Below are 24,105 nucleotides of genomic sequence, written 5' to 3'. Positions count from 1 at the left end.
CACCCTTGACCCAACCCACCTCTCAAGCCAGCCAGCAGCAAATTCTCGAGAAGCTGAGCAAGGTGCGCCACCTGATCCTCGACGTCGACGGCGTGCTCACCGATGGCCGCCTGTACTTTGACAATCAGGGCAACGAACAGAAAACCTTCCACACCCTAGATGGGCACGGCATTAAAATGCTGCAGAAATCCGGTGTGGCCGTGGCGATCATTACCGGTCGCCGCAGCTCCCTGGTTGAGAAGCGCGCACACGACCTGGGCATTACCCGCCTGATTCAGGGCCGCGAAGACAAATACACCGCATTCCTGGAGCTGTTCGCCAACGAACCCTACGATCTGGAAAATATCGCCTACGTCGGCGACGATTACCCAGACCTGCAACTGATGACTCGCGTGGGCTGCCCGATCGCAGTACCGGATGCCGCGCATCCGGTGCAGGAGCGCGCACTGTTTGTCACCGAGCGCCGCGGCGGCATGGGCGCGGTAAGGGAAGTATGCGACCGTATCATGCTCGCGCAGGGAACCTTTGAGGCTGCCCTCGCTCCTTATTTAGCAGACGGATAAAAGGAAGAAACAACGGAATGCGCACCTGGCTCCCCCTGGTGATCGTGGTGATCCTCATCTCGGCCGGCCTCTGGTTTACTGAAAGCCCGCCAGAGCAGCTGCTGGGCAAACGCCCCACCCAGCAGGAACACAACCGCGCCGCCGATCTTGTTATTCGCGATGCGCGCACACGCCACTACAACATTGATGGCAACCTGGCCTACGAAGTCGACGCCGAGCGTATTACTTTCTTTCAGTTTGCCCGCCGCGACCGCGCCGACCTCACCGAACCGCGCATGATGTTTTACCAGGACGAGAACACCAAGTGGCGCACCGAGTCCCGCAAGGGTATTGCCTACAACAATGGGCAGCGGGTGGTACTTCAGGGAGATGTCTCGATTTCGGAGTTGCCACAGCCGGGTATTACCCTGCGCACCCCGAAAATCACCCTGAAACCCCGAGAAGAATTCGCCGAAACCGACAAAGTTGTTACCATTACCGATGGCGCCAACGTCACTACCGGCAAAGGCCTGCGGGCAGACCTCAAACAAGACACAGTGAAAATACTCTCCAATGTGGAAAGCCGCTATGAAACTCGCTAATTCCCGCGGACACATTGCCGCACTCGCGCTCACCGTAGCCTGCGCATGGGTGGCCCCACAGGCAATCGCACTGCCCGAAGACCGCCAACAACCCGTGAGCGTTAAATCAGACAACTTTGAGGCTGACCGGAGCAAAAACCTTTCCGTCTATCTGGGCAACGTCATCATACGCCAGGGCACCCTGCAGATTCGCGCCGATCGCGTTGAGCTGCACGGTAACGATAAAGGCGAACTGAGCAAGGTCGTTGCCACCGGCACCCCTGCGCACTTCCAACAGCAGGTCGAGGAAAGCACCAATCCGGTAAAGGCTCGCGCCCAGCGGATCGAATTCCTGGTGGCCAACGATGCCCTGCAACTGACCGGTGAAGCGGTCGTCGACCGCGACGGCAACACCCTGACCGCCGAACGCATCGACTACGACCTAAACAGCGAGCAAATTAAAGCGCGCGGCCAGTCGGAAAAGAAACGCGTCGAGATGATCTGGAAGCCGGAAGCCAAGCCGGCGCAGCAAGGGCAGTAACTCAACGCCCTTACCCCAGTAAAAACCGAGCCTAACAAAATCAAGCAGCGCATTACGCGCTGACAGCGGAATCAAGCAATGCCAACGCTCCAGGCGCTACACCTCGCCAAGCAATACAAAAAGCGCAAAGTTGTCCAGGACGTGTCTGTGAGCGTATCCAGTGGGCAGGTTGTGGGCCTACTTGGCCCCAACGGCGCGGGCAAGACCACCTGTTTCTACATGATTGCGGGCCTGGTTCAGGCAGACGCCGGGCAGGTTTTGATTGATGACGAGGACATTACCGGCCTCTCCATGCACGGCCGCGCCCGCAAGGGTATTGGCTACCTGCCGCAAGAGGCCTCGGTATTCCGCCGCCTGTCGGTACAGGACAACATCATGGCGATCCTGGAGACCCGCAAAGACCTCGACCGCGCACAGCGCAAGGAGCAGCTCGAGTCGCTGCTGGAAGAATTCCATATCACGCATATCCGCGAGAGCCTGGGTATGGCGCTCTCCGGCGGTGAACGCCGCCGGGTGGAAATTGCACGGGCACTGGCAACCAACCCCGCATTCGTACTACTGGACGAGCCCTTTGCCGGTGTTGACCCCATTTCGGTCGCCGATATTCAGCAGATCATTCGCCACCTTCGCGATCGCGATATTGGCGTGCTGATCACCGACCACAACGTGCGGGAGACCCTCGACATTTGCGAGATCGCCTACATCGTCAGCGAAGGCCACATCATCGCCTCCGGCAACCCCCGAGACGTCGCCGACAACAAACGCGTGAAAGATGTGTACCTGGGCCATCAATTTATTATTTGAACCAAAACCGGGAAACCATTCCCTTCGAACACGTGGTTCAGAGAATCACATCACGCCTTTTCACCCCACTCCGCAAGAGGTGACTTTTTCGGCATACTTATTGCTTAACCTGCCCCTTGTCTTCCTACTCGCCCCGCGGTAGTCTGCAGGAAATGAGCCTTAATCCGCCGGTGAAGGAATAAAATTCTTCACGGTGGTGCATCGCCAGATTTTTCTGTCGGCAACCCCCTATGAAGCAGTCACTCCAGTTAAAACTCGGCACACAGCTGACAATGACGCCTCAGCTGCAGCAGGCTATCCGTCTACTGCAACTGTCGACGCTGGACCTCCAGCAGGAAATCCAATCCGCACTGGACAGCAATCCGCTGCTCGAGTCGGATTTTGACGAGCATGCCGGTGAGTCCCACCAGGACCAGAACACCCCCGCCCAACAAGCCGAAGAGCGCACCGAGAGCGCGCCCGAGCCCCAGCCAGAGGCCACCGCCGATGGCGAATGGAACAGCGATATCCCCGATGACCTGCCAGTAGATACCCGCTGGGATGATATTTACTCTGGAGGCAGTAGCAGCGGTTCGGGGGATATGGAGGAGTACGCGCTGGAGCAGCGCAATGCGGCTTCTGAAAGCCTGCAGGATCACTTGCTTTGGCAACTGAACCTGACCCCTCTTACCGATCCCGACAAGCAGATCGGCGAAGCATTAATTGATGCCATCGCGCCAAATGGCTTCCTCGACGCGAGCGTGGATGAGCTGGCGGAATCCCTGGAAGTAGATGCCGACGAGGTCACCGCGGTTCTCAAAACAATTCAGCAGCTTGAGCCCGTTGGCTGTGGCGCCCGCGACCTGCGTGAAAGCCTGATGCTGCAGTTGCGCCAGCTGCCTGAGGAAACACCGTGGCTGGCTCAGGCGCTCACCGTGGTCAGCCAGCATCTCGATTTGCTGGGCAAACGCGATTTTCGCCAACTGAGCCGGCGCACCCGACTCAATGAGGCGCAACTGGGCGAAGTCATGCGCCTGATCCAGACGCTCACACCCTATCCCGGTGAAGCCTTTGGCGGTGAGGAACCACAGTATGTGGTGCCGGACGTCATCGTCACCCGCAAGCAGGATCGCTGGGTAGTGGAGCTCAACCCGGAAACCACGCCCAAGCTGCGCATCAATGACACCTACGCTGCGCTGATCAAGCGAGCCGATAATTCCAGTGACAACAACTACCTGCGCGACAACCTGCAAGAGGCGCGCTGGTTCCTGAAGAGCCTGCAGAGCCGTCACGAGACCCTGCTCAAGGTCGCCAGCAGCATCGTGGAAAAACAGCAGGGCTTCTTCGAACAGGGCCCCGAAGCCATGAAGCCCATGGTGCTGGCGAATATCGCCGAGACCATCGGCATGCACGAATCCACCATCTCGCGGGTGACCACCCAGAAGTACATGCTTACCCCGCGCGGCGTATTCGAGCTCAAGTACTTCTTCTCCAGCCACGTGAGCACCGACTCCGGTGAGGACGCCTCCTCCACCGCCATCCGCGCGCTGATCCGCAAGCTGATCGATGGCGAGCAGCCGCGCAAGCCACTCTCCGACAACAAGATCACCCAGGAACTGGATGCCCAGGGCATCAAGGTCGCGCGACGCACCGTGGCCAAGTACCGGGAATCCATGGGTATCCCCTCCTCCAGCGAGCGCAAGCGACTGGTCTAACCAGCTGGGTCACCGTTTGGCGCTATTTCGCCTGCGCAACCGGCAATTTAACGCCTGGAAAGCAGCATTCGGTACAACCAATAGCTCTCCGCCCAGTGTATCCTTCCATTCTGACGCACTTCCTAGTAGGGTTGCCGCCCTGTGCGGGGGTGCGACAAGATTCGTGTTGTACCCAATAAGGAGAAATTCATGCAGATCATTATCAGTGGTCACCATGTAGACGTTACTCCGGCCATTCGCGATTACTGCCTGACCAAACTGGACAAGCTCTCCCGCCACAACGACCTCGTCAACGATGCGCAGGTCACCCTGTCTGTCGACAAACTCACGCAGAAAGCCGAGGCCCTGGTGCATGTCAACGGCAACAAGGATATTTTTGCCGACTCGGAATCCGACGACATGTACGCAGCGATCGATTCGCTCACGGACAAACTCGACCGACAGCTGCTGAAACACAAAGAGAAGTTACGCAGTCACCGCTAGCCTCAGTACTCAAAGTACCCAAGAGCAACGGCTGACCTGCATCGCTAGATCATCTGTACGTTATGACATTGGAAGCATTACTCTCTCCCCGCCTGAGCCTTTGCCACCTGGCGGGGAGTAGCAAGAAAAAGCTGTTGCTCAATATCGCCCAGGCGATCTCTGAACAGTTTCCCGAGCTGGATGCCGATACGGTATTCAGTCAGCTGGTGGCCCGTGAGCGACTGGGCTCCACCGGCATCGGCGAAGGGGTCGCCATTCCCCACTGCCGCCTGCCTGGCTGCGAAAAACCGATTGGTGTGCTCTGCACCACCTCCCCTGCAGTAGACTTCGACGCCATCGACCGCCAGCCCGTCGACCTGCTGTTTGCGCTGCTCGTTCCCGAAGACTCGGAACAAGAACACCTGGATACCCTGGCGGAGATTGCCGCCCTGTTCAGCGACAGCCGGGTGCGGGAAAAACTGCGCGACGCGACCACCAGCGATGAACTCTACGCGCTGGCCATCAATAGCGCTGCAGCGGCATAAATTTCCACCCCGCTACCGGGGGCGACTGCTTTATACTGGCACGGTTCACCACCGGTCACAGCAAAGCCGGTGCCAGCCAACCAGCAAGGAGCGCGATAGCAATGCGATTGGTCATCATCAGCGGCCGTTCCGGTTCCGGAAAGAGTTCAGCCTTACAGCTGCTTGAAGATGTCGGCTTCAACTGCATCGACAACCTCCCCACCAGCCTGGTACCGGACCTGTTGCGGCGCGTAAGCCAGCAGCCGCCGGATGCAAACACCCAGCTGGCGCTGGGTATCGATGCACGCACCCTCTGGCAAGATGTGGCCCAAGCCCCCAAGATCATTGACGACCTGCGCGCCAATGGCGTGGACTGCGATGTGGTGTATCTGGACGCGCGCTCGCCGGTGCTGGTACAGCGCTTCAGTGAGACCCGTCGCAAGCACCCCCTGAGTGACAGCCACACCCACCTGCTGGAAGCGCTCAATCGCGAGAAAGAGATCCTCGCACCCCTCGCCGCCATGGCCGACCTGGTGATCGACACCAGCAACCTCAGCCTGCACCAGCTCAGGGACCAGATTAAGACCCGTGTGGTGGGCAAGGACTCACCGGGCATGGCCGTGCTGTTCCAGTCCTTTGGCTTCAAGCACGGGGTGCCCGTAGACGCGGACCTGGTGTTTGACTTGCGCTGCCTGCCCAATCCCTACTGGGTGCCCGAATTGCGCGAAAAAACCGGCAAAGACCCGGAAGTCGCCGAGTTTTTACGCTCGCACCAGGAAACCGCGGATATGCAGCGGGATATCACCGCATACCTCGAGCGCTGGCTGCCCTCGTACCAGCAGAGCAACCGCAGCTATACCTCCGTCTCCATTGGTTGCACCGGTGGCAGACACCGCTCCGTGTACATGGTGGAAGCCCTGGCCAAGCACTTCTCCAACACCTTTGAGAACATTCAGGTCCGCCACCGGGAACAACAGAAAAACCGCAACTGACCCCAGTAAGCGACTGACCCCCAGTAAAACGCCCCGCTCGCCGCAGCAAGAACCAGAAGAACAGCGCCCATGCAAAAAAGCCGGATTACCATCATCAACAAGCTCGGACTGCACGCCCGCGCCGCCAGCAAGTTTGCCCAGACCAGTGCCCGTTTTTCCTCCGAAGTAAAGGTGCATTGCCAGGGCAAGGCGGTGGACGGCAAGAGTGTGATGGCGTTGATGTTGCTGGCCGCAGGCAAGGGCATTGAGCTGGAACTAGAAGTGATCGGCCGTGACGAAGACGCCGCCCACGAAGCCATTTGCGCACTAATCAACAACCGCTTTGGTGAGGGCGAGTAAGCGCACGGCCTGACCGCCAATCACGTCGCCAAACCCGACACTCGCGCAGTAGCCCCCATACGCAGGAAACAACGTGGTTAACCCCTCCACCAATACGGACTTTACCTTCCGCGCGCAAAAGCAGCTCGGTGAGCTGTATGCGGCGCTGGATAGCGGCACCGGCCGGGAAGTACAGCAGATGCTGGCATCGCTGTCGCCGCAGAGTATTGCCCAGCTGCTGGAAAGTTCGCCCCCACACATTCGCCAGGTCCTGTGGAAGCTCATCGACCAGGACGTGGAGGGGGAAGTCCTGCAGGAACTCCCCGACGAGGTCCAAAGCCAGATTCTCTCCACCATGGATACCAACAAAATGGTAACCATCATGGAGGGTCTGGACGCCGACGATGTGGCCGACATCCTGCAGCAGTTGCCGGAGAGGGTGATGTCAGAGGTGCTCTCGGCGATGAGCGAGAGCGACCGCAAGCGCGTGGAGGGCGTGCTCGCCTACGACGAGGAAACGGCCGGCGGCCTGATGGACACCGAGATCGTGTCCGTGCGCCCCAACCTCACCCTGGATGTGGTTTTGCGCTACCTGCGCCGGCACGACCAGCTGCCCGAGTCCACGGATAACCTGTTTGTGGTAACCCGCAAAGACCGCTTTATCGGCCTGCTGCCGCTGACCAAGCTGCTGACCACGGACCCATCCGTCACCGTCCGCGAAATCATGCTGACCGATGTGGACCCCATCCCTGCGGATATGCCGGACGATGAGGTTGCGCGGCTATTCACCAAATACGACTGGGTGACCGCACCGGTGGTGGATGCACATAAGCGCCTGCTCGGGCGTATCACCATCGACGACGTGGTGGATGTAATCCGCGAAGATGCGGACCACTCACTGATGAGCCTTGCCGGTCTCGGCGAGGAAGAGGATACCTTTGCCACCGTCGCCCGCACCGCACCGCGACGCGCCATCTGGCTGGGGGTCAACCTGCTCACGGCACTGCTGGCCTCCTGGGTCATCAACCTGTTCCAGGGCACCATCGACAAGGTGGTGGCGCTGGCAGTACTGATGCCCATTGTCGCCAGTATGGGGGGTGTCGCCGGCAGCCAGACACTGACGGTGGTGATCCGCGGTATGGCCCTCGGCCAAATAGGCAAAAGCAACCTGCGCTGGCTATTGTCTAGGGAGTTAGCCAGCGGGGCGCTGAACGCCATCTTGTGGTCCGCGGTCCTCGGAGCCATCACCGCGCTATGGTTTGGGGATCACCGCATTGCCTGGATTATCATTGCGGCCATGGTTATCAACCTGATTACCGCGGCCCTCGCCGGCGCAATTTTGCCAGTGACACTCCGCGCCATGCGCATCGACCCGGCGCTGGCCGGTGGTGTGGCACTGACCACCGTGACCGATGTGGTAGGATTTATGTCCTTCCTCGGTCTCGCTACCCTGTATTTCGCCTGATGCCGCTCCCCCTACGGAGCGCCAAATTTCTTGAGATGTTTTATGCACAATTCCGACGACTTTGACGCCCACGACGAATTTGACGAGGACCTGCCGAAGAGCAAGACCCAGGTCAAACAGGAGATGCATGAACTTCAGGCATTGGGCAAGCAGTTGACCGAGTTGAGCGCTGCCAAATTCGCGGAAGTGCCGATGGATGCAGAGCTCACCGACGCCATCGAAACCATGCACCGCATCAAGTCCCGCGAAGCACGCCGCCGGCAGCTGCAGTTTATTGGCAAGCTAATGCGCAATGCCGACGTAGAAGCCATTCGGGCGGTACTGGAAAAGCACAAGGAGCAGGATCACCAACACCTGCGCTTTGACCGCATGGCGGAAGACTGGCGCCAGCGCCTTTTGGAGCAGGGCAAGGAAGCACAGAGCGCCTTCTTCGACGCCTACCCCGGTGTGGACCACCAACAATTGCGCGCCCTGATTCGCGAATCGAATAAAGAAATCACCAATAAGAAGGCGCCCACCAATCAGCGCAAGCTGTTTCGTTACCTGCGCGATTTCTTTATGCAGAACAGCTGACACTCGATCGCACGCATCCAACGCCAGTACTTATCCACATTCCGCGTGGGCGACACCGCCCGCGCTCAGTAGGGGCGCTCCAGCACGGTCGTCAACTCCTGCGCGACGATTTCGATCACCCGCGGGTTCTGCGGCACCCAGCGGTGCAGGCTGACCGGCACCTGGTAGGTTTTCCCCAGCGGCAGGCGGGAGCTGGTATACGGCACGATGGTGGTATCGTACGGCGTCCAGATCGAGACCGGAGCAGTGCACTCCAGCAGTCCCGAATCGCGGTTCAGGTCACCCAGGAAGTCGCTGCCGATACGTAACTGGCGCCCTCCCTTGTAGGGCAGCAGGTGGGCCCAGGCACTGCCAAAATGCGGGCTGGAGAGGGAAATAAACTTGTGCACCCGGTCCGCACCACCGAGGCGCTGCAGATAATAGCGCGCGACAATTCCCCCCATACTGAACCCCACCAACGCACAGGTTTCTCCCTGCCGGGTAACCTGCTCCACCAGGTCGCGCAGCTGCAGGGCCATGGGTTCCATGCCGCGCCAGCCACTGTTGGTCTTGAGTTTTATATTGTGTGCGGTGAATCCCGCCAGGTTCAGGGCGTGCTGCATCCTGAGCATCGAATTCCCCCGGTCAAAGATGCCCGGAATCAGTATCGCCACGCGACTTTTTCGCACCTTCTCACCACCCACTAGTCAGCCAAGTTACCGCTGTGTATATCGTAAGGTTAGAAGGCGGGTGCGGCGGGCAGAAACAATTCGGGCCCGTGGATTCGCATCCACGGGCCCGAAATTCAAGTTATCGGCGGTAACTGATGACCGGCAAGCGCTGTCAGCCGGCACACGCCTCAGCCACCGGCAGCGGCTTTCCCGGCGCGGCATCTCCCGCGGGTTTTGGCAGCGGCTTGAACAGCACCAGCAGCAGCGGTAACAGGGTCAGGGAGCCCAGCAGCGCTGCAGACATCGCCAGCGCGGTCAGCAGGCCAAAGTAGATCGACGGCACAAACTTCGACAGCGCCAAGATCGAGAAACCGGCAATGATGGTAATGGCGGTATAGAACATGGCCCGGCCGATAGTGGCGTGGCTCCGATGCATGGTCGCCACGTAGTCACCGTCTTTGGCAAATTCCTCGCGGAAGCGGTACAGGTAGTGGATTGCGTGGTCCACACCGATACCCACGGTAATTGCCGCGATGGTAATGGTCATCATATCCAGTGGGATATTCGCCAGCCCCATCCCCCCGAGCACCACACAAGCCGCGAGCATATTCGGCACCAGCGCAATGACTGCCAGCGACAGGGAGCGGAAGAGCACCAGGAACATCAACAGAATCCCGGCAAATACCGCACCCAGGGTGAGGATCTGCGATTTGAACAGGCTCTGCAGCATGTTGTTGTAAAGCACCAGCATGCCGGTCTGACGCACGTTCTCCGGGGCCAGGCCCATTTCCTGTTCGGCAAATGTATAAATACGCTGGATCAGCTCGTCGCGACGCAAGTTGGGGTCCGTCTCCATCACCCGCATGGTGATCCGGGCTTGCTGCTCCTGCGGTGACCAGTAGGGATTAACCAGAACCTGATTAATCTCTTCCGGCAGGGTTTGGCGAGCGATTGCCAGCTCAAAATCATTCAGGCTGCCGTCATTCAGGTCCTGCGCCACCTTATACAGGGTCGCAAGTGACTGCACCTTGCCAATTTCGGGCTGCGCTTCGAGAAAATCGTGTAACTGTTCAATCTGGTTTAAACCGGCAACGGTAAACCAGTAGGCGTCCGGCGCCGTGGCCTCACCCTCGCTGGCAAACGGGTCGTCTGCGGCGAATGGATCCTCGCTGGCAAATGGGTCTTCTGCGGCAAACGGGTCACCGCCTGCTTCCTCAGCGGCCGATTCCTCCCCAGCAGATTCATCCCCGGCTAGCTCATCCCCACCGAAGTCGCTGCCAAAGGGATCCTCTTCCCCCGCAAACGCAGGCGCGGAATCCTCGGGTTTGTTCAACACGATATCCAGGTTAATGGTGCCGCCGAGCCGCTGATCAATCACCAGCATGCCCTGATGGATTTCCGTCGAGTCATCAAAGTAATCGATAAACCGGTTTTCCACTTTCAGGCGGGAAATGCCCACGGCGCTGATGATCGCTGCCAGTACCGCAACGCCCAGTACCACCGCCTTGTGATGCTCCGCGAAGCGGGAGAACACCTGGGTAAACGCGTGTGAATTGTCTTTGCCCAATGCCCCGTCCTGCTTTTTCAGCAGCATCAGACTGGCGGGGATGATCAGGAAGGACAGCACTAATGCCAGGGTTACACCGATGGTCATCATCCAGCCAAAATCAATCACCGGACGAATACCGCTCACCACCAGCGAGATAAACGCAACCATGGTGGTCAGGCCCGTATACAGGCACGGCTTGGCCATAAACGCGACGGTTGCGGAGGCCAGCTGGAAGCGGTCCCACTCCGGGTGCTCGGAAAAATATTCCCGATAGCGCACCGCCAGGTGAATGGTAATCGCCAGCGTGATGATCAACAGCAAGGCGACAAAATTGGCGGAAATAACCGTCATCCGCCAATCCAGCCAGGACAGCAGGCCGAGCATTACCACGGCGGTGGTGACACAGGTAATCAGCGGCAGGATTACCCAGCGCGGCTGACGGAAAATGAGCAACAGCGTCACCACGATAAAAATCAGAATACCTGCGCCGAATACCATCAGGTCGCTCTGAATAAACGCGATCATATCCGAGGTGATCATGGTGAGGCCGCCGAGGAACAGTTCCGCCTGGTCGTCGTAGTGCGTGAGAATTTCGCGCACTTCCTGCACCCGCTCGCGCGCTTGCGCTTCCTGTGCGGTACGGTGCTTCAGGTACTCTGCGGCAACCTCTTCCAGACGCGTGGCCTGCTCCGGATTCAGGCCCTCCGTGTTGCGCAGTCGGCGCAGCGCATCGCGCTCGCGCACAAGGTCCAAGCCTTCCTTGTCGAGTTCAAGATTGAGCATCATGGCGGTAGTCTCGCCATCGGGGCTCAAAATCAACTCTTTGTAAATGGGGCTCTCGAGAAACTCCGTGCGCACCAGGTCGCGATCGACACCCGGGCTAGACAGGGTGCGGATACCATCGGAGACCTCAGAGATCGGCAGCTTGGGGCTATATAGCAAAGGGACATTGAGAATCGACTGTACCGTGGTAACGCCCTGCACCATGGTCAATTCATCTTGCAGGCGGCGCATGGTTGCCAGGGACTCATCGCTAAACAGGTCTCCGTCCTTAAAGCGATAGGTAACAACCAGAAAGTCGCCGGAGTTATAGCGCTCGGAGATCTCGCGGAAGAAATCCAGCGAGTCGTCGGTCTCCAGGGTCAGGGAGTCCGCGGAAGCGTCCAGTTTGAAGCGCGGCAAACCCGCGGCAGCGGCGATAGTGAGCAGTGCCACCAGCGCAAGTACGGTTTTCGGGTGCCCGAGAACCAATTTTTCATACCAGGTCTTTAAGCCCAACAGCATAATTCATTCGCTTTTTTAATCGACGGCGAGGGCCATAAATGCTGGCGCACTCGCGATATTCAAGGTCACCTATCCACGTGGCCCAAGTCGCGTTCAGGAAAAAGTACATCGCGTACTTTCTGTTTCAATTCTTTCGCCCCGGGAAAGCCCCCGTCCCGCTTGCGCTCCCAGATCAATTGCTCACCCACGTGAATCTCAAATACACCGTCGCTGCCGGGTTGCAGCGCCACCTGATCCAGGTCCTCAGAAAAGGTGTACAGAAGTTCCTGGGCCATCCAGGTTGCCCGCAGCATCCAGTTGCACTGTACGCAAAAGTGAATGGTGACCGTCTTTTGCATAGTTCGGCTGCTCACTGGCCCCTACTCACTGGTCGCCCCAGGGAGGCAGCAGGTCCTGTTCGATATGTAGCTGACTCAGAATCCGGGCCACCACAAAATCCACCAGTTCTTCCACCGACTGGGGCCGCTGATAAAAACCCGGGCTCGCGGGCAATATCACCGCGCCCATGCGGGTCAGCTTGAGCATATTCTCCAAGTGCACCTCCGAATACGGCGCCTCGCGCGGCACAATAATCAGTTGCCGACGCTCCTTCAGAGCCACATCGGCGGCCCGCTCAATCAGGTTGTTCGAGGCCCCGCAGGCAATCGCCGACAGGGTGCCACCACTGGCTGGGCAAATAACCAGGCTGGAGGCTGCCCCCGTACCCGATGCCACCGGCGAGAACCAGTCGCGTTTGCTAAACAGGGTCAACTGACCTGGCTCCGCATTGTACAGATCGCTCAAAAAATATTCTGTGCGCTCTTCCTCTTCTGGGAGCGAAATATCGGTTTCGGTATTGATTACGATGCGCGCGGCATCTGAGATCAGTAACCACACACGTACCCGTGCGGCCAGCAGGCACTGCAGCAGGCGCAGGCCATACTGGGCGCCGGACGCACCGGTAATTGCGAGGGTGACAGTTTTGGGGAATGTGGGCTCAGCCAATGGGGTATCCGTTACGCCCCGTGACGAGGCTATCCGCTGGTAGTCTGCGGCCCATACTTGTGCTCAAGCGCACGCAAAAGCCGCTGGTGTACACCGCCAAAGCCACCGTTGCTCATCACAATCACGTGACTGCCGGGACTTGTCAGTTCGAGGACGGATTCTACCGCAGCCTCGATGCTGTGGAGAACCTTCGCCGGCACGGTGGAATGGTGGACCACCTCATCCAGAGACCAGTTCATCCCCTCGGGCTGATACCAGAGCACCAGATCCGCCCCGGCACAGGCGCGCGCCAGTTGATCCCTGTGGTGCCCCTGGCGCATGGTATTTGAGCGCGGTTCGATCAGCGCGATCACGCGCTCCTCGCCGACCTTGGCCCGCAGGCCGTTGAGCGTGGTCTCGATGGCTGTGGGGTGATGGGCAAAATCGTCGTACACCCGAATCCCCTGGATATCCCCCAGGCATTCCATACGGCGTTTCACCCCGGCAAACTTCGCCAGCGCCTCGGCAGCTACCGCAGGCTCCACGCCCACGTGACGCGCCGCGGCCAGTACCGCAAGGCCGTTTTTGACACTGTGCATGCCGGTCTGATCCCACTGCACCGTGGCGACCGTGTTGCCCTCCAGCAGGACATCAAAACAGCTGCCATCGGCGGCAATATTGATCGCACACCAGTCTCCCAGGCGCACACCGCCTTCGCGCTCCACATCGAAGCGCTGAACCTGGCTCCAGCAGCCCTGATCCAGTACCTGGGTGACGGTGTCTTCCTGAGCCGCAACTACCAGACCACTTGCCGGTACGGTGCGCACCAGGTGATGGAACTGCTTCTGGATCGCCGCCAGGTCGTCAAAAATGTCTGCGTGGTCAAATTCGAGGTTATTGATGATCAGGGTGCGCGGGCGATAGTGAACAAACTTGGAGCGCTTGTCGAAAAACGCCGTGTCGTATTCATCGGCTTCTACGACAAAAAACGGCGTGCCACCCAAACGTGCGGACACGTCAAAGTTACTGGGCACGCCTCCAATTAAGAAGCCCGGGTCCATACCCGCGTACTCCAGCACCCAGGCAAGCATACTCGCGGTGGTGGTCTTACCGTGGGTCCCGGAAACCGCCAGCACCCAACGCCCGCCCAGGAAATGATCGCACAGCCACTGGGCACCGGAGGTATAGGGCAGGCCTTTCTCCAGTACCGCCTCGACCGCCGGGTTACCCCGCGACAGCGCATTGCCAATAATCACCAAATCCGGGGTCGGTTCGAGCTGAGCCGGGTCGTAGCCCTCGGTCAGGGCAATGCCTACGCGCTCCAGCTGGGTACTCATCGGGGGGTAAACGTTGGCGTCGGACCCGGTAACCTTGTGCCCTTCGGCCACCGCCAGCTGGGCCAGGCTGCCCATAAAAGTTCCACAGATGCCTAAGATATGAATATGCATGCCAGTAGAAATGCTCTCTCAAAATACGGGTTGCCGCGGGACCCAGGGTTCACACAACCATTGTCGCCGCGTGGGCGAACGGGTGATCGACAGCCATGATCGGCGCGGATTTTGCTTGCTTGGAGTTCAGCGGCAGAGCGCGCTGCAATATGGCCGGATTCGACAATCGGCCAAGCTTATCATGGCCTTTTACCGCAGTATGTGCCGAATGCCCGCAATACCATGCAATTGCTATATGAATACATTAGACTTCGCGCCGCGCGAGGCTGCCAATAGAAGTCGCCCGCCGCCAACACGCCCAGACGTGTACTTTGACGAGAAACTGCAGCCATAGGATAGTCATGTCCAAGAAGAACGCTTTTTATGCGCAATCCGGCGGCGTTACCGCCGTTATTAACGCCTCAGCCTGTGGGGTTATCGAGACCGCCCGCCAGCACAGCGACAAGATCGGCAAGGTCTACGCCGGCCTGAACGGCATTGTCGGTGCCCTCAAAGAAGAGTTGATCGACGTCAGCCAGGAGTCCACCGAGACCATCGCCGCCCTGCGCCATACGCCCTCCGGCGCTTTTGGTTCCTGCCGCTACAAGCTGAAAAGCCTCGAACAAAACCGCGCCGAATACGAGCGCTTGATCGAAGTGTTCAAAGCCCACGACATCGGCTATTTCTTCTATAACGGCGGTGGCGACTCCGCCGATACCTGCCTCAAGATTTCCCAGCTGTCGGAGAAGATGGGGTATCCCATCCAGGCTATCCACATCCCGAAAACCGTGGACAACGATCTGCCGCTTACCGACAACTGCCCCGGTTTTGGCTCGGTGGCCAAGTATGTCGCCGTGTCCACAAAAGAAGCCGCGCTGGACGTCGCCTCCATGTGTGCCACATCCACCAAGGTATTTATCCTCGAAGTGATGGGCCGTCACGCTGGCTGGATTGCCGCCGCCGGCGCCCTGGCCCAGGAACAGCAAGGCGATGCGCCGCACATCATCCTGCTGCCGGAAGTGGCCTTCGATAAAGAAAAGTTTCTCGCCAAGGTACAGCAGACCGTTGCCGACAACGGCTACTGCGTGATCGTCGCCTCCGAGGGTGCCCAATACGCAGATGGCACCTTCCTCGCGGATGCTGGCAGTGTTGATGCCTTCGGCCACAAGCAGCTGGGCGGCGTTGCGCCGACGCTGGCCAAAATGGTCAAAGACGAGCTGGGTCTCAAGTACCACTGGGCACTGGCAGACTACCTGCAGCGCGCAGCACGACACATAGCCTCGGCCACCGACGTCGAGCAGGCCTACGCCGTGGGCAAGGCGGCAGTGGAAGCTGCTGTTGCCGGCAAGAATGCCATCATGCCGACCATTGAGCGCAATGGCAGCTCGGCGGCCGACTATAGCTGGAGCATTGGCGAAGCACCGCTGTCGGAAGTGGCAAATGTCGAGAAGTTCATGCCCAAGGAGTTCATTGCCGAAGATGGCTTTGGCATTACCCGGGCCGGCCGCGATTATCTGGAGCCGCTGATTCAGGGCGAGGACTACCCGCCCTACAAGAATGGCATCCCCCAGTACGCGCGCCTGAACAAAATACTGGTGGATAAGAAACTGCCAGACGGCTTCGACGTCTGATTAACGGTTGCTAACCAGTTAGCATCCGGTTATCAGACATTGAAGCACAAAAAAAGCCCCCGACGGAAAACCATCGGGGGCTTTTTTGTTCGTGCTCATTAGGGGCGTTCGCTAGGAAAGATAGCCGCAAAGGCTATACGTTTAGCAATAAATGCTGACGTTCCCAGGGAGAAATCTCGCGGTGAAATAGACGCATCTCCTGCAACTTAACTGCCGCATACAGCTGACAGAAATCTTCACCCAGCGCCTGACGCACCTCACTGGCATCGGTGAAAATCCGCAGCGCCTCATCAAAAGTACCGGGTATATAGAAACTCGCTTCCTGCTCCTCATCCAACTCGGATGCCGCCGGCGCACTGGGCTCCACACCATTCACCATGCCGAGATAACCACAGACAAGGCTGGCAGCAATCGCTAAATAAGGATTGGCATCCACACCCACTACCCGGTTTTCCAGGCGCCGATCCTGGGCGCCCGAATTGGGGACGCGCAAACCGGTTGCCCGATTATCGTAACCCCAGCCGGTATTGGTCGGCGCACTGGAGTTATCGGCAAGCTCAAAACGCCGGTAGGAGTTCACGTTGGGGGCAATGAACGGCATGATCTCCCGCAGATGCTTTTGGGTACCACCGATAAAATATCGAAACAGATCCGAGGCGCTACCATCTGTACTGGAAAAGACATTCTTGCCACTCTCGATATCCACCACACTCTGGTGAATGTGCATGGCGCTACCGGGCTGGTCGCGCATCGGCTTCGCCATAAAGGTCGCAAACATACCATGCTTCAACGCGGCCTCACGGATGATGCGTTTGAAGTAAAACACCTGATCCGCCAGCAGCAGCGGGTCGCCATGGGGCATATTGAACTCCACCTGCCCCGCACCATCTTCCTGAATCACCGAATCGATATCCAGGCCGGCGGCCTCGGCAAACTCATAAATGGTATCGATGACCGGACCATACTCATCGATCGCCGTCATGGAGTATGACTGCAACGAGGTACCAGAGCGCCCGTTACGGCCAACCGGCGGCTGGATGGGCTCGTTGGGATCGATATTAGGGCGTGTCAGGTAGAACTCGAGTTCTGGCGCCACAACCGGCTGCCAGCCCTTTTCCCGGAACATACCAATGACCCGTTTCAACACATTGCGCGGGGCACAGGGAATCGGGTTGCCATCGAGGTCCTGCAGGTCGTGAATAATCTGCAAGGCCGGCGTCTTTGCCCAGGGCACCGCCATCGCGGTGGACATATCCGGCACCAACGCCATGTCACTTTCTGCCCACTGGTCCTGAATATCCATCTCCACATCCTGACCGGTAATCGTCTGGTAAAAGATGGAAATCGGCAGAAAAATTGGTGCGTCCGGGGAGAACTTGAGCAGAGGCATCGCTTTGCCGCGCGACATACCGTGCAGGTCAGGAACAATGCATTCCACCTCATCCAGGCGGCGGCCATTCAAATAGGCAAGGAAGGCTTCGGGCAGGGCATTCAGCCAGGAATTGGAGTCGGGCTGACTCATACGGGCTCCAGAGGACTAGCCAAGAGATTGAAAAGGAGTGCGCAGTGTAATGGAAACACTTTGTTTGCAAATCTATGCAGGCAAAAAAAACCTTGTGGATAAACCGGCCGGTTTGCCCGCTAGCCGTGTTCCTGTGCCACGCCATATCTGATAGCATCGCGTGCGCAAACCTAAGGGGTGGCGAAAGCCTGAGATGTCGTCAAGTCGCATTGACTTGAACCGCAAACCCTTGAACCTGATCCGGCTAATACCGGCGTAGGAATAGGTAGTCCACAAACTCCCCTCTTCACGTCGCACACCGGGTCTCTCATCGATCAGTCAGAGAGAGCCATGAATTCCAACGTTCGCATCCAGCCCAATATCAAACCGGTCGCCCAGGCTATTGCCGCCGCTATGGCATTCGCCAGCGCTGCGGTGTCTGCAGACAACGCCATCGAGGAAGTCACGGTGACCAGCCAGCTGCGTGAAGCCAGCCAGCTCGACACCCCCACCAGTGTCAGTGTGTTGGATGCAGCCGCCATCGACACCCGCGGTGCCACCAACCTTGAGCAACTGCTGAACCTGGCGCCCAATGTGAACTTCTCAAGCGGCGCCTCCCGTGGTCGGTTCGTGCAGATTCGCGGTATTGGCGAGCGCAGCCAGTTTATCGACCCGGTGAATCCGTCGGTGGGCCTGATCGTGGATGGCATCGACTTTACCGGCCTCGGCCTCGCCGCCAGCACGCTGGACATGCAGCAGGTGGAAATCCTGCGCGGCCCGCAGGGTACCGTTTACGGGGCCAATGCACTGGCCGGCCTGGTGAGCATGACCAGCAATGCACCCAGCGAAGAATACTTCGCCAAGGTATCCGCCGAAGCCGCCCACTACGGCTCCCACACGCTGTCTGCGGTAACCAGTGGCCCACTGTCCGAGCAACTGAGCTACCGCTTTGCAGTACAGAACCAGCAGTCCGACGGCTATGTGGACAACCGCTATCTGGACCGCGCCGACACAAACAATATCGACGAGACGGTTGCCCGCGGCAAGCTGCAGTTTAAAGCCAGCGATAATCTGCAACTGGACTTCACCCTGTTTTATCTGGATGCAGACAACGGTTATGACGCATTCAGCTTCGACAATTCCCGCACCACCCAGTCCGACCAACCTGGCCACGACCGCCAGGAAACCCTCGCGGGCGCGGTGAACCTGCAGTGGGGCGGCAATGACCAGTTCACCGTCCACTCGGTGCTGAGCGCGGCCAACTCCGATACCGAATACGGTTACGACGAAGACTGGTCCTTCGTGGGCTTCCACCCCTGGGAATACAGCTCTACCGATAACTACCTGCGCGATCGCGACAACCTGAGCGCGGATATCCGCCTGGTTTCCACCGAGGCGAGCCGCCTGTTTAACGACAGCACCGGCTGGGTGGCCGGAGTCTATCTGCGAACCGAAGAAGAAGCGCTGCAGCGCAACACCAGCTTTACAAGCCAGTTCGATACCGACAATGCGGCGCTTTATGGGCAGCTCAACACCGCCCTGAGTGCGCGCCTTGAGTTGATTACCGGACTGCGTTTCGAGCAGCGCCGTGCAGATTACAACGATTCTCTTGCGGTGGTCAGTGACGCCAGTGAGGACCTGTGGGGCGGCAATATCACCCTGCAGTTCAACGCCTCCGACGAAGCTATGGTTTACGCGACCCTTTCCCGCGGCTACAAAGCTGGTGGCGTCAACGGCCGAATCATTTCCGCTTCCGCGAGCAATCCCGCCATTGGCAGCGATACCTTCCTGTTCGATACCGAGAGCATGCTGAACTACGAACTCGGGATAAAGGGCGACTGGTTGGAAAGCCGCCTGCAGGCCCAGGTTGCAACTTTCTACCAGGATCGCAGTGACGTCCAGGCCAAACAGTCCATTTTCAACCCGCAAGATTTCTCCTTCGATGACTACCTGGCGAATGCCGCCAGTGGTCACAGTGTCGGTGTTGAAGCAGAGGTGAATTTCCGGGCCAGCGATGCCCTGCAACTGTTCGCTACCTTCGGCTGGCTAAATGCGGAATTTGAAGATTTCATCAGCAGCACCCATGTCGATGCCCGCGATGACTATACCGGCGAAACCACTCTGGTCGACCTCGGTGGCCGCGATCTGGCCCACGCGCCCAACTACCAGTTGTTCACCGGGGCGGAGTACACGCTGACCGACAACCTGAGCGCGCGCGTGGAGCTGGAAGGTAAAGACGACTTTTACTTCTCCAATAGCCACAACGAAAAGTCCACCGCCTACGAACTGGTCAATGCGCGCCTAACCTACCGCGAAGACAACTGGGATCTATCCTTGTGGGGCAGAAACCTGACCGATGAAGTGATTTACACCCGCGGTTTCTACTTCAGCAATCAGTTCGGCAATAACCCGGCGAATGGCTATGCTCCGGAAGCTTACTATCAGCTGGGTGAACCGCGCACTGCCGGCATCTCTGGCAGTTACACCTTCTAAATGGGAGCCTCGCTATGCAACTCTCCGTAGAAATCAGCATGTACCCGCTGAAAGATGAATACATTCCGGCCATCAAGGATTTTATCCAGCGCCTGAATGAACACCCGCAACTGCAGGTAATCTCCAATACCATGAGTACCCAGGTATTTGGTGATTACGACGTGGTCATGGATATTCTGAAAGCGGAAATGCGCAAGTCCTGGGAGCAGTTCGGTCGCGCGATCTTCGTGTGCAAATTTATCGACGGCGACCTCAACCCCAATAGCGGGCTCTGACCCATGTTCTCACCGGAGATTCGCGAAGCCATCGCCAGTGCCTACGCCGCCATGTCCCTATGGGAAGTGGCGGCAGTGCTGCTGGCGCTGACCTACTTACTGCTGGCCATGCGGGAAAACATCCTGTGCTGGTATGCGGCGTTTGCCAGCACGGCTATCTACCTGTTCCTGTTCTGGGATGTCAGCCTGTTGATGGAGTCTGCGCTGCAGATCTTTTATCTCGCCATGGCGTTGTACGGCTGGTGGCAATGGCGCCGGCGCCGGCAAGATGGAGAGCGGCTGCATATCCATCGCTGGTCCGCCACCATGCACATCTCAGCGCTCGCCGGGGTTGGCGTACTTACTCTGGTGTTTGGCTACGTACTGGATAACTACACCAGTGCGGCACTGCCCTATCTTGATTCCTTTACCACCTGGGGTGCCGTGGTCACCACTTACATGGTCACCCGCAAGGTGCTGGAAAACTGGCTCTACTGGATCGTGATCGACGGTGCGGCGATCTATCTGTACATCGATCGCGAGATGTACCTCACCGCGCTGCTGTTCGTACTTTACGTGATTCTGGTAATTATCGGCTTTTTCCAGTGGTACACGCTGTATCAGCGGCAGAACAGTAGCCAGGAGCAATTGGCAACCGCATGACCCTGTCTGTCGAACGTCTTATTGCCGATGACTGGCAACGATGGAGCGACACGCCGGCAAAGTTGATCGGTCCGCTGCACGGCGGGCTGACCAACCGCAGCTTTCTGATTGACGCAGGCGATGAAAAACTGGTGCTGCGTATCAACGCACCCAATTCCCTGGCGCTGGACCTCAACCGAGCCGCCGAAGCTGAAGCGTTACGCCAGGCGAGTAGCAAAAAGCTCTGCGCCCCACTTGTGTATATCGATCCGGGTCACCGCTACCTGCTGACCCGCTTTATCCAGGGTGTGCCACTGCAACTGGATCAGACCGATGCCCTCGCCCGCATGTCCCATATGCTGCGCCAGCTACACCAGCTGGCGCCAATTTCTGCACAACTGCACTACGCCCACAAGGCTGACCACTACTGGCAGTCAGTCAACCTGGAGCATACCCACACGCCCATTTGGCAAACGCTACTGGAGCTGCGCGCAAAGATAACGCCCCAGCTAGAGCGCCTCGACTCCGCACAAGGTGCACACTGCCTGTGCCACAACGATCTTCTCCCAGACAACCTGATTGTGGATAACTCTGGCGAGCTGCGTGCCATTGACTGGGAGTATGCAGCCACAGGGGAACCCTATTTTGATCTGGCAACAGTGGTTGAGGGATTCAAGCTGAGTCACCAGCAGCGGCAAACATTACTCACCGAGTACCTGCAGCGGCCCGCAGGGGCAAGCGAACTACAAAAGCTGGATATGTGGCAGAAAGTCTACCGCTACCTGTCGATACTCTGGTACGCCGTGCAGCGGGAACAGGCTTCGGTCCCACCCATCACGGCCGCCGCATTGCAACAGCAAATTCACGATCTCCTGACGGATATCGATTAGCCCCGGCGATCAGCCAAGCTTGCCGCGGCAGGCATTCAGGAAAATACCGCGATAATCCGCCGCCGACAGCGGCAGCGGGTTGCCCAGCGCCGATGGGTCGGCAATCGCCATTGCGGCAATCTCATTGGCAGCGTCTTCACCAATGCCAATTTCCGCCCAGGTATGAGGGATACCGAACTCGCGGCGGAGCAGCAGCACCCAGTCCAGAACGCCGTCAAATCCTGTTTCGGACAGGCCGAGATAACTCGACAGCCGACGCATCGGCTCTTCGATCGCGGATCGGTTGGCCACCAGTACATAGGGCATGAGAATCGCGTTCAGCAATCCGTGATGCTTGTCATACACGGCACCCAGAGGATGCGCCAGCGCGTGCATGGCACCCAGCCCACGCTGGAATGCGGTCGCTCCCATACTCGATGCCGCGAGCATGTGCATACGCGCCTCGAGGTCATTGCCGTTGGCGACTGCACGGGGCAGGTAAATATGGATGAGGCGCATCGCTTCAAGCGCAATACCCTCTGCCATGGGGTGAAAACTACTAGAGCAGAAGGCTTCCAGGTTGTGAGACAGGGCATCCATTCCGGTCGCCGCAGTGATCGGTGCTGGCAGCCCGAGCGTGAGCTCGGGATCCAGCAACACGATTTGTGGCAGCATGCGCGGATGGAAAATGACTTTCTTTCGCTTGGCATCCTGGTCGGTGATAACCGATGAGCGCCCCACTTCCGAGCCCGTGCCAGCCGTGGTGGGCACCGCGATGACCGGCGCCATACCCCGGGTATTCACCTTAAGGTAGTTATCGCCTACATCCTCGAACGTCCAGATCGGGTGGGTCTGCCCAACCATTAATGCAATCGCCTTGCCGGCATCCAGTGCGGACCCGCCGCCAAACGCAATCACGCCATCGCATCCGTGCGCCTTGAATGCGCCCACACCATCCTGGACATTTTCTCCGGTGGGATTACCTTTGATCTCACTGAATACCGCCAGAGGTATCCCATCCACCAGACACTGTTCTACGATCGCTTGCACCATGGGCAGCGCCGCCAGGCCCGGGTCGGTTACCAGCAGCGGTGTCGCCATGCCCAGTTCGCGACACATCTGCGGCAACTCAGTGATGCGCCCGGCACCCACCCGCATCGCGGTGGGATAATTCCAGTTGGAGAAAAAGTCCGAATCAGACATCTCACTATCCGCCTGACAGTTTGAAATTGAAGGACTTCGGCCGTGTGAGGTGCTCGAAGCCGATGCCGGACAGGGTGCACCCGCGACCGGAGTTCTTTACCCCGGTCCACGCCAGTGCCGGGTCCAGGTAATCACATCGATTTAAAAACACTGTGCCGGTGCGCAGTCGGTCACCCAGGCGCAAGGCAACCTGCTCGTCGGCGGAGTAGATCGCCGCGGTCAGTCCATATTCACTGTCGTTCATCAATGCCAGCGCTTCGTCGTCGTCACGCACCGGCACCACCCCCAGAACCGGTCCAAAAGACTCCTCGCTCATCACCCGCATATCGTGGTCCACATTAGTCAATAGCTGCGGTGCCATATAGGCACTGCCGCGGCAGTCCAGTGCAAAATCCCCTTCGTCGATATGCGCATGAGCGCCTTGTGTCACAGCTTCATCAATTTGATCGCGTACGAAATCCGCAGCGCTAGCTCGCACCATTGGCCCCAATGTGGTTTCCGGCTCGTCTGAGCGGCCCAGGCGATAGGCATTGATTTTCTGCACCGCGCGCGCCACGAATTCGTCATACACAGAGTGATGGACATATGCCCGTTCAATCCCGCAACAGGATTGCCCTGAATTAAAAAAGGCTCCATCCACAACAGAGTCCACCGCATACTCGAGGTCGGCATCCGCACGCACGTATGCGGGATCCTTGCCACCAAGTTCCAGCCCCACAGAAAGAAAGCGCCCGGCGGCCGCGCTCTCTACCGCCGCACCGCCCGCCACCGAACCGGTAAAGGCCACATGCTGCACGCTGCCGCGAATAATGATCTGCTCCGCATCCCGGTGGCCGAGATGAAGATATTGAAACACGCCGCCGGGCAGTCCCGCCGCGGTAAATGCCTCAACCAGCCGCTCACTACAGAGTGGCGTCTGCGCGGAGTGCTTGAGGATCACACTGTTGCCCGCAAGTAGCGCTGGCACCACCGCATTGATGGCGGTGAGATAGGGGTAATTCCAGGGCGCGATCACCAGGCTTGTGCCCAACGGCTCGCGACGAATAAACCGCATGTAGCCGTTTTTTTCCGGCAGCGGGATATCCTGCAGCGGACTCCCGTCAGACTCGGCGAGATCCGCCATGTAGAGCGCGCGCTCCACCA

At 58.5% G+C, this 24,105-nt stretch carries 24 protein-coding genes and 1 riboswitch; of the genes, 16 read left to right on the top strand and 8 right to left on the bottom strand.

Annotation, left to right across the window (positions count from 1 at the left end):
• The first annotated feature begins 5 nt into the window (after positions 1 to 5).
• The 11 genes from AS89_RS0110210 (at position 6) to yjgA (ending at position 8,496) form a co-directional block, all read left to right on the top strand.
• Positions 6 to 563 (top strand): KdsC family phosphatase, encoded by a 558-nt coding sequence (locus tag AS89_RS0110210; protein WP_010132493.1) that lies wholly within the window; start codon positions 6 to 8, stop codon positions 561 to 563.
• 17 nt (positions 564 to 580) lie between these two features.
• Positions 581 to 1,144: an LPS export ABC transporter periplasmic protein LptC gene (gene lptC, locus AS89_RS0110205; protein WP_010132491.1), complete on the top strand. Its 564-nt coding sequence runs from the start codon at positions 581 to 583 to the stop codon at positions 1,142 to 1,144.
• On the top strand, positions 1,131 to 1,664 hold the full coding sequence (gene lptA / locus AS89_RS0110200) for a lipopolysaccharide transport periplasmic protein LptA (RefSeq protein ID WP_010132489.1): 534 nt from the start codon (positions 1,131 to 1,133) through the stop codon (positions 1,662 to 1,664). The genes lptC and lptA overlap by 14 nt, the downstream gene beginning before the upstream one ends.
• 78 nt (positions 1,665 to 1,742) lie before the next feature.
• Positions 1,743 to 2,468, top strand: a complete 726-nt coding sequence (gene lptB, locus AS89_RS0110195) for an LPS export ABC transporter ATP-binding protein (RefSeq protein WP_010132487.1) — start codon at positions 1,743 to 1,745, stop codon at positions 2,466 to 2,468.
• A gap of 230 nt (positions 2,469 to 2,698) precedes the next feature.
• The gene (locus tag AS89_RS0110190) at positions 2,699 to 4,162 is read left to right on the top strand and encodes an RNA polymerase factor sigma-54 (protein WP_010132485.1); all 1,464 of its coding nucleotides are present in this window, start codon (positions 2,699 to 2,701) and stop codon (positions 4,160 to 4,162) included.
• A 189-nt stretch (positions 4,163 to 4,351) separates the two neighbouring features.
• Positions 4,352 to 4,645, top strand: a complete 294-nt coding sequence (hpf, locus tag AS89_RS0110185; RefSeq protein WP_010132484.1) for a ribosome hibernation-promoting factor, HPF/YfiA family — start codon at positions 4,352 to 4,354, stop codon at positions 4,643 to 4,645.
• Between the two features lie 62 nt (positions 4,646 to 4,707).
• Complete coding sequence (gene ptsN, locus AS89_RS0110180) at positions 4,708 to 5,169, top strand: PTS IIA-like nitrogen regulatory protein PtsN (protein ID WP_029249935.1); 462 nt, start codon at positions 4,708 to 4,710, stop codon at positions 5,167 to 5,169.
• Between the two features lie 101 nt (positions 5,170 to 5,270).
• A complete protein-coding gene (gene rapZ, locus AS89_RS0110175; protein WP_010132482.1) occupies positions 5,271 to 6,140 on the top strand; it encodes an RNase adapter RapZ in 870 nt (289 codons plus the stop codon).
• Positions 6,141 to 6,209: 69 nt separating this feature from the next.
• Positions 6,210 to 6,479, top strand: a complete 270-nt coding sequence (locus tag AS89_RS0110170) for an HPr family phosphocarrier protein (RefSeq protein WP_010132481.1) — start codon at positions 6,210 to 6,212, stop codon at positions 6,477 to 6,479.
• Positions 6,480 to 6,552: 73 nt separating this feature from the next.
• Positions 6,553 to 7,923, top strand: a complete 1,371-nt coding sequence (gene mgtE / locus AS89_RS0110165; RefSeq protein WP_010132480.1) for a magnesium transporter — start codon at positions 6,553 to 6,555, stop codon at positions 7,921 to 7,923.
• 42 nt (positions 7,924 to 7,965) lie between these two features.
• On the top strand, positions 7,966 to 8,496 hold the full coding sequence (gene yjgA, locus AS89_RS0110160) for a ribosome biogenesis factor YjgA (RefSeq protein WP_010132479.1): 531 nt from the start codon (positions 7,966 to 7,968) through the stop codon (positions 8,494 to 8,496).
• 65 nt (positions 8,497 to 8,561) lie between these two features.
• Here yjgA and AS89_RS17315 read toward each other — a convergent pair whose 3' ends face one another.
• From AS89_RS17315 to mpl, 5 genes are all read right to left on the bottom strand, one after another.
• Entirely contained in the window at positions 8,562 to 9,164 is a 603-nt protein-coding gene (locus AS89_RS17315; RefSeq protein WP_033230305.1) for a lipase family alpha/beta hydrolase, read from the bottom strand.
• Positions 9,165 to 9,318: 154 nt separating this feature from the next.
• A complete protein-coding gene (locus AS89_RS0110150; protein ID WP_010132476.1) occupies positions 9,319 to 11,979 on the bottom strand; it encodes an efflux RND transporter permease subunit in 2,661 nt (886 codons plus the stop codon).
• Between the two features lie 65 nt (positions 11,980 to 12,044).
• Positions 12,045 to 12,317: a SelT/SelW/SelH family protein gene (locus AS89_RS0110145; protein WP_010132475.1), complete on the bottom strand. Its 273-nt coding sequence runs from the start codon at positions 12,315 to 12,317 to the stop codon at positions 12,045 to 12,047.
• Positions 12,318 to 12,342: 25 nt separating this feature from the next.
• On the bottom strand, positions 12,343 to 12,963 hold the full coding sequence (locus AS89_RS0110140; protein WP_010132474.1) for a flavin prenyltransferase UbiX: 621 nt from the start codon (positions 12,961 to 12,963) through the stop codon (positions 12,343 to 12,345).
• Positions 12,964 to 12,992: 29 nt separating this feature from the next.
• On the bottom strand, positions 12,993 to 14,390 hold the full coding sequence (gene mpl / locus AS89_RS17310; protein WP_033230288.1) for a UDP-N-acetylmuramate:L-alanyl-gamma-D-glutamyl-meso-diaminopimelate ligase: 1,398 nt from the start codon (positions 14,388 to 14,390) through the stop codon (positions 12,993 to 12,995).
• A 341-nt stretch (positions 14,391 to 14,731) separates the two neighbouring features.
• Here mpl and AS89_RS0110130 point away from each other — a divergent pair, with 341 nt between their 5' ends.
• Complete coding sequence (locus AS89_RS0110130) at positions 14,732 to 16,000, top strand: 6-phosphofructokinase (RefSeq protein ID WP_010132472.1); 1,269 nt, start codon at positions 14,732 to 14,734, stop codon at positions 15,998 to 16,000.
• Positions 16,001 to 16,133: 133 nt separating this feature from the next.
• On the opposite strand, the gene AS89_RS0110125 is transcribed toward AS89_RS0110130, so the two are convergent.
• Positions 16,134 to 17,522: a glutamine synthetase family protein gene (locus AS89_RS0110125; protein WP_010132471.1), complete on the bottom strand. Its 1,389-nt coding sequence runs from the start codon at positions 17,520 to 17,522 to the stop codon at positions 16,134 to 16,136.
• 163 nt (positions 17,523 to 17,685) lie between these two features.
• Positions 17,686 to 17,801, top strand: a riboswitch (TPP riboswitch).
• A 51-nt stretch (positions 17,802 to 17,852) separates the two neighbouring features.
• Between AS89_RS0110125 and AS89_RS0110120 the strand changes: the two genes are divergently transcribed.
• The 4 genes from AS89_RS0110120 to AS89_RS0110105 are packed head-to-tail and all read left to right on the top strand — an operon-like array spanning position 17,853 to position 21,780.
• Positions 17,853 to 19,994 (top strand): TonB-dependent receptor, encoded by a 2,142-nt coding sequence (locus AS89_RS0110120; protein WP_010132470.1) that lies wholly within the window; start codon positions 17,853 to 17,855, stop codon positions 19,992 to 19,994.
• Positions 19,995 to 20,008: 14 nt separating this feature from the next.
• Positions 20,009 to 20,269, top strand: coding sequence for a YkoF family thiamine/hydroxymethylpyrimidine-binding protein (locus tag AS89_RS0110115; RefSeq protein ID WP_010132468.1), 261 nt, complete (start codon positions 20,009 to 20,011; stop codon positions 20,267 to 20,269).
• Between the two features lie 3 nt (positions 20,270 to 20,272).
• Entirely contained in the window at positions 20,273 to 20,911 is a 639-nt protein-coding gene (pnuC, locus tag AS89_RS0110110) for a nicotinamide riboside transporter PnuC (protein ID WP_010132467.1), read from the top strand.
• Entirely contained in the window at positions 20,908 to 21,780 is an 873-nt protein-coding gene (locus AS89_RS0110105) for a choline kinase family protein (protein WP_010132466.1), read from the top strand. Before pnuC ends, AS89_RS0110105 begins: the two co-directional genes overlap by 4 nt.
• A gap of 9 nt (positions 21,781 to 21,789) precedes the next feature.
• Here AS89_RS0110105 and AS89_RS0110100 read toward each other — a convergent pair whose 3' ends face one another.
• On the bottom strand, positions 21,790 to 22,962 hold the full coding sequence (locus AS89_RS0110100) for an iron-containing alcohol dehydrogenase (RefSeq protein ID WP_010132465.1): 1,173 nt from the start codon (positions 22,960 to 22,962) through the stop codon (positions 21,790 to 21,792).
• Between the two features lie 4 nt (positions 22,963 to 22,966).
• A partial coding sequence (locus tag AS89_RS0110095; RefSeq protein WP_029249933.1) for an aldehyde dehydrogenase family protein occupies positions 22,967 to 24,105 on the bottom strand: 1,139 nt, incomplete at its 5' end.

The organism is Microbulbifer agarilyticus S89, from assembly GCF_000220505.1.
Taxonomy (GTDB): domain Bacteria; phylum Pseudomonadota; class Gammaproteobacteria; order Pseudomonadales; family Cellvibrionaceae; genus Microbulbifer; species Microbulbifer agarilyticus_B.
Note: the sequence above shows the minus strand (reverse complement) of the source record. Positions and strands in the feature narration are given on the sequence as shown.

Excerpts from the sequence above, each read along its gene's own strand:
- AS89_RS0110100 (WP_010132465.1), bottom strand. The coding sequence starts at position 22,962 with ATGTCTGATTCGGACTTTTTCTCCAACTGGAATTATCCCACCGCGATG.
- AS89_RS0110105 (WP_010132466.1), top strand. The coding sequence starts at position 20,908 with ATGACCCTGTCTGTCGAACGTCTTATTGCCGATGACTGGCAACGATGG.
- AS89_RS0110125 (WP_010132471.1), bottom strand. The coding sequence starts at position 17,522 with ATGAGTCAGCCCGACTCCAATTCCTGGCTGAATGCCCTGCCCGAAGCC.
- lptA (WP_010132489.1), top strand. The coding sequence starts at position 1,131 with ATGAAACTCGCTAATTCCCGCGGACACATTGCCGCACTCGCGCTCACC.
- rapZ (WP_010132482.1), top strand. The coding sequence starts at position 5,271 with ATGCGATTGGTCATCATCAGCGGCCGTTCCGGTTCCGGAAAGAGTTCA.
- AS89_RS0110145 (WP_010132475.1), bottom strand. The coding sequence starts at position 12,317 with ATGCAAAAGACGGTCACCATTCACTTTTGCGTACAGTGCAACTGGATG.
- pnuC (WP_010132467.1), top strand. The coding sequence starts at position 20,273 with ATGTTCTCACCGGAGATTCGCGAAGCCATCGCCAGTGCCTACGCCGCC.
- AS89_RS0110115 (WP_010132468.1), top strand. The coding sequence starts at position 20,009 with ATGCAACTCTCCGTAGAAATCAGCATGTACCCGCTGAAAGATGAATAC.
- AS89_RS0110170 (WP_010132481.1), top strand. The coding sequence starts at position 6,210 with ATGCAAAAAAGCCGGATTACCATCATCAACAAGCTCGGACTGCACGCC.
- lptC (WP_010132491.1), top strand. The coding sequence starts at position 581 with ATGCGCACCTGGCTCCCCCTGGTGATCGTGGTGATCCTCATCTCGGCC.
- AS89_RS0110120 (WP_010132470.1), top strand. The coding sequence starts at position 17,853 with ATGAATTCCAACGTTCGCATCCAGCCCAATATCAAACCGGTCGCCCAG.
- yjgA (WP_010132479.1), top strand. The coding sequence starts at position 7,966 with ATGCACAATTCCGACGACTTTGACGCCCACGACGAATTTGACGAGGAC.
- AS89_RS0110130 (WP_010132472.1), top strand. The coding sequence starts at position 14,732 with ATGTCCAAGAAGAACGCTTTTTATGCGCAATCCGGCGGCGTTACCGCC.
- ptsN (WP_029249935.1), top strand. The coding sequence starts at position 4,708 with ATGACATTGGAAGCATTACTCTCTCCCCGCCTGAGCCTTTGCCACCTG.
- mpl (WP_033230288.1), bottom strand. The coding sequence starts at position 14,390 with ATGCATATTCATATCTTAGGCATCTGTGGAACTTTTATGGGCAGCCTG.
- AS89_RS0110150 (WP_010132476.1), bottom strand. The coding sequence starts at position 11,979 with ATGCTGTTGGGCTTAAAGACCTGGTATGAAAAATTGGTTCTCGGGCAC.
- hpf (WP_010132484.1), top strand. The coding sequence starts at position 4,352 with ATGCAGATCATTATCAGTGGTCACCATGTAGACGTTACTCCGGCCATT.
- AS89_RS0110190 (WP_010132485.1), top strand. The coding sequence starts at position 2,699 with ATGAAGCAGTCACTCCAGTTAAAACTCGGCACACAGCTGACAATGACG.
- lptB (WP_010132487.1), top strand. The coding sequence starts at position 1,743 with ATGCCAACGCTCCAGGCGCTACACCTCGCCAAGCAATACAAAAAGCGC.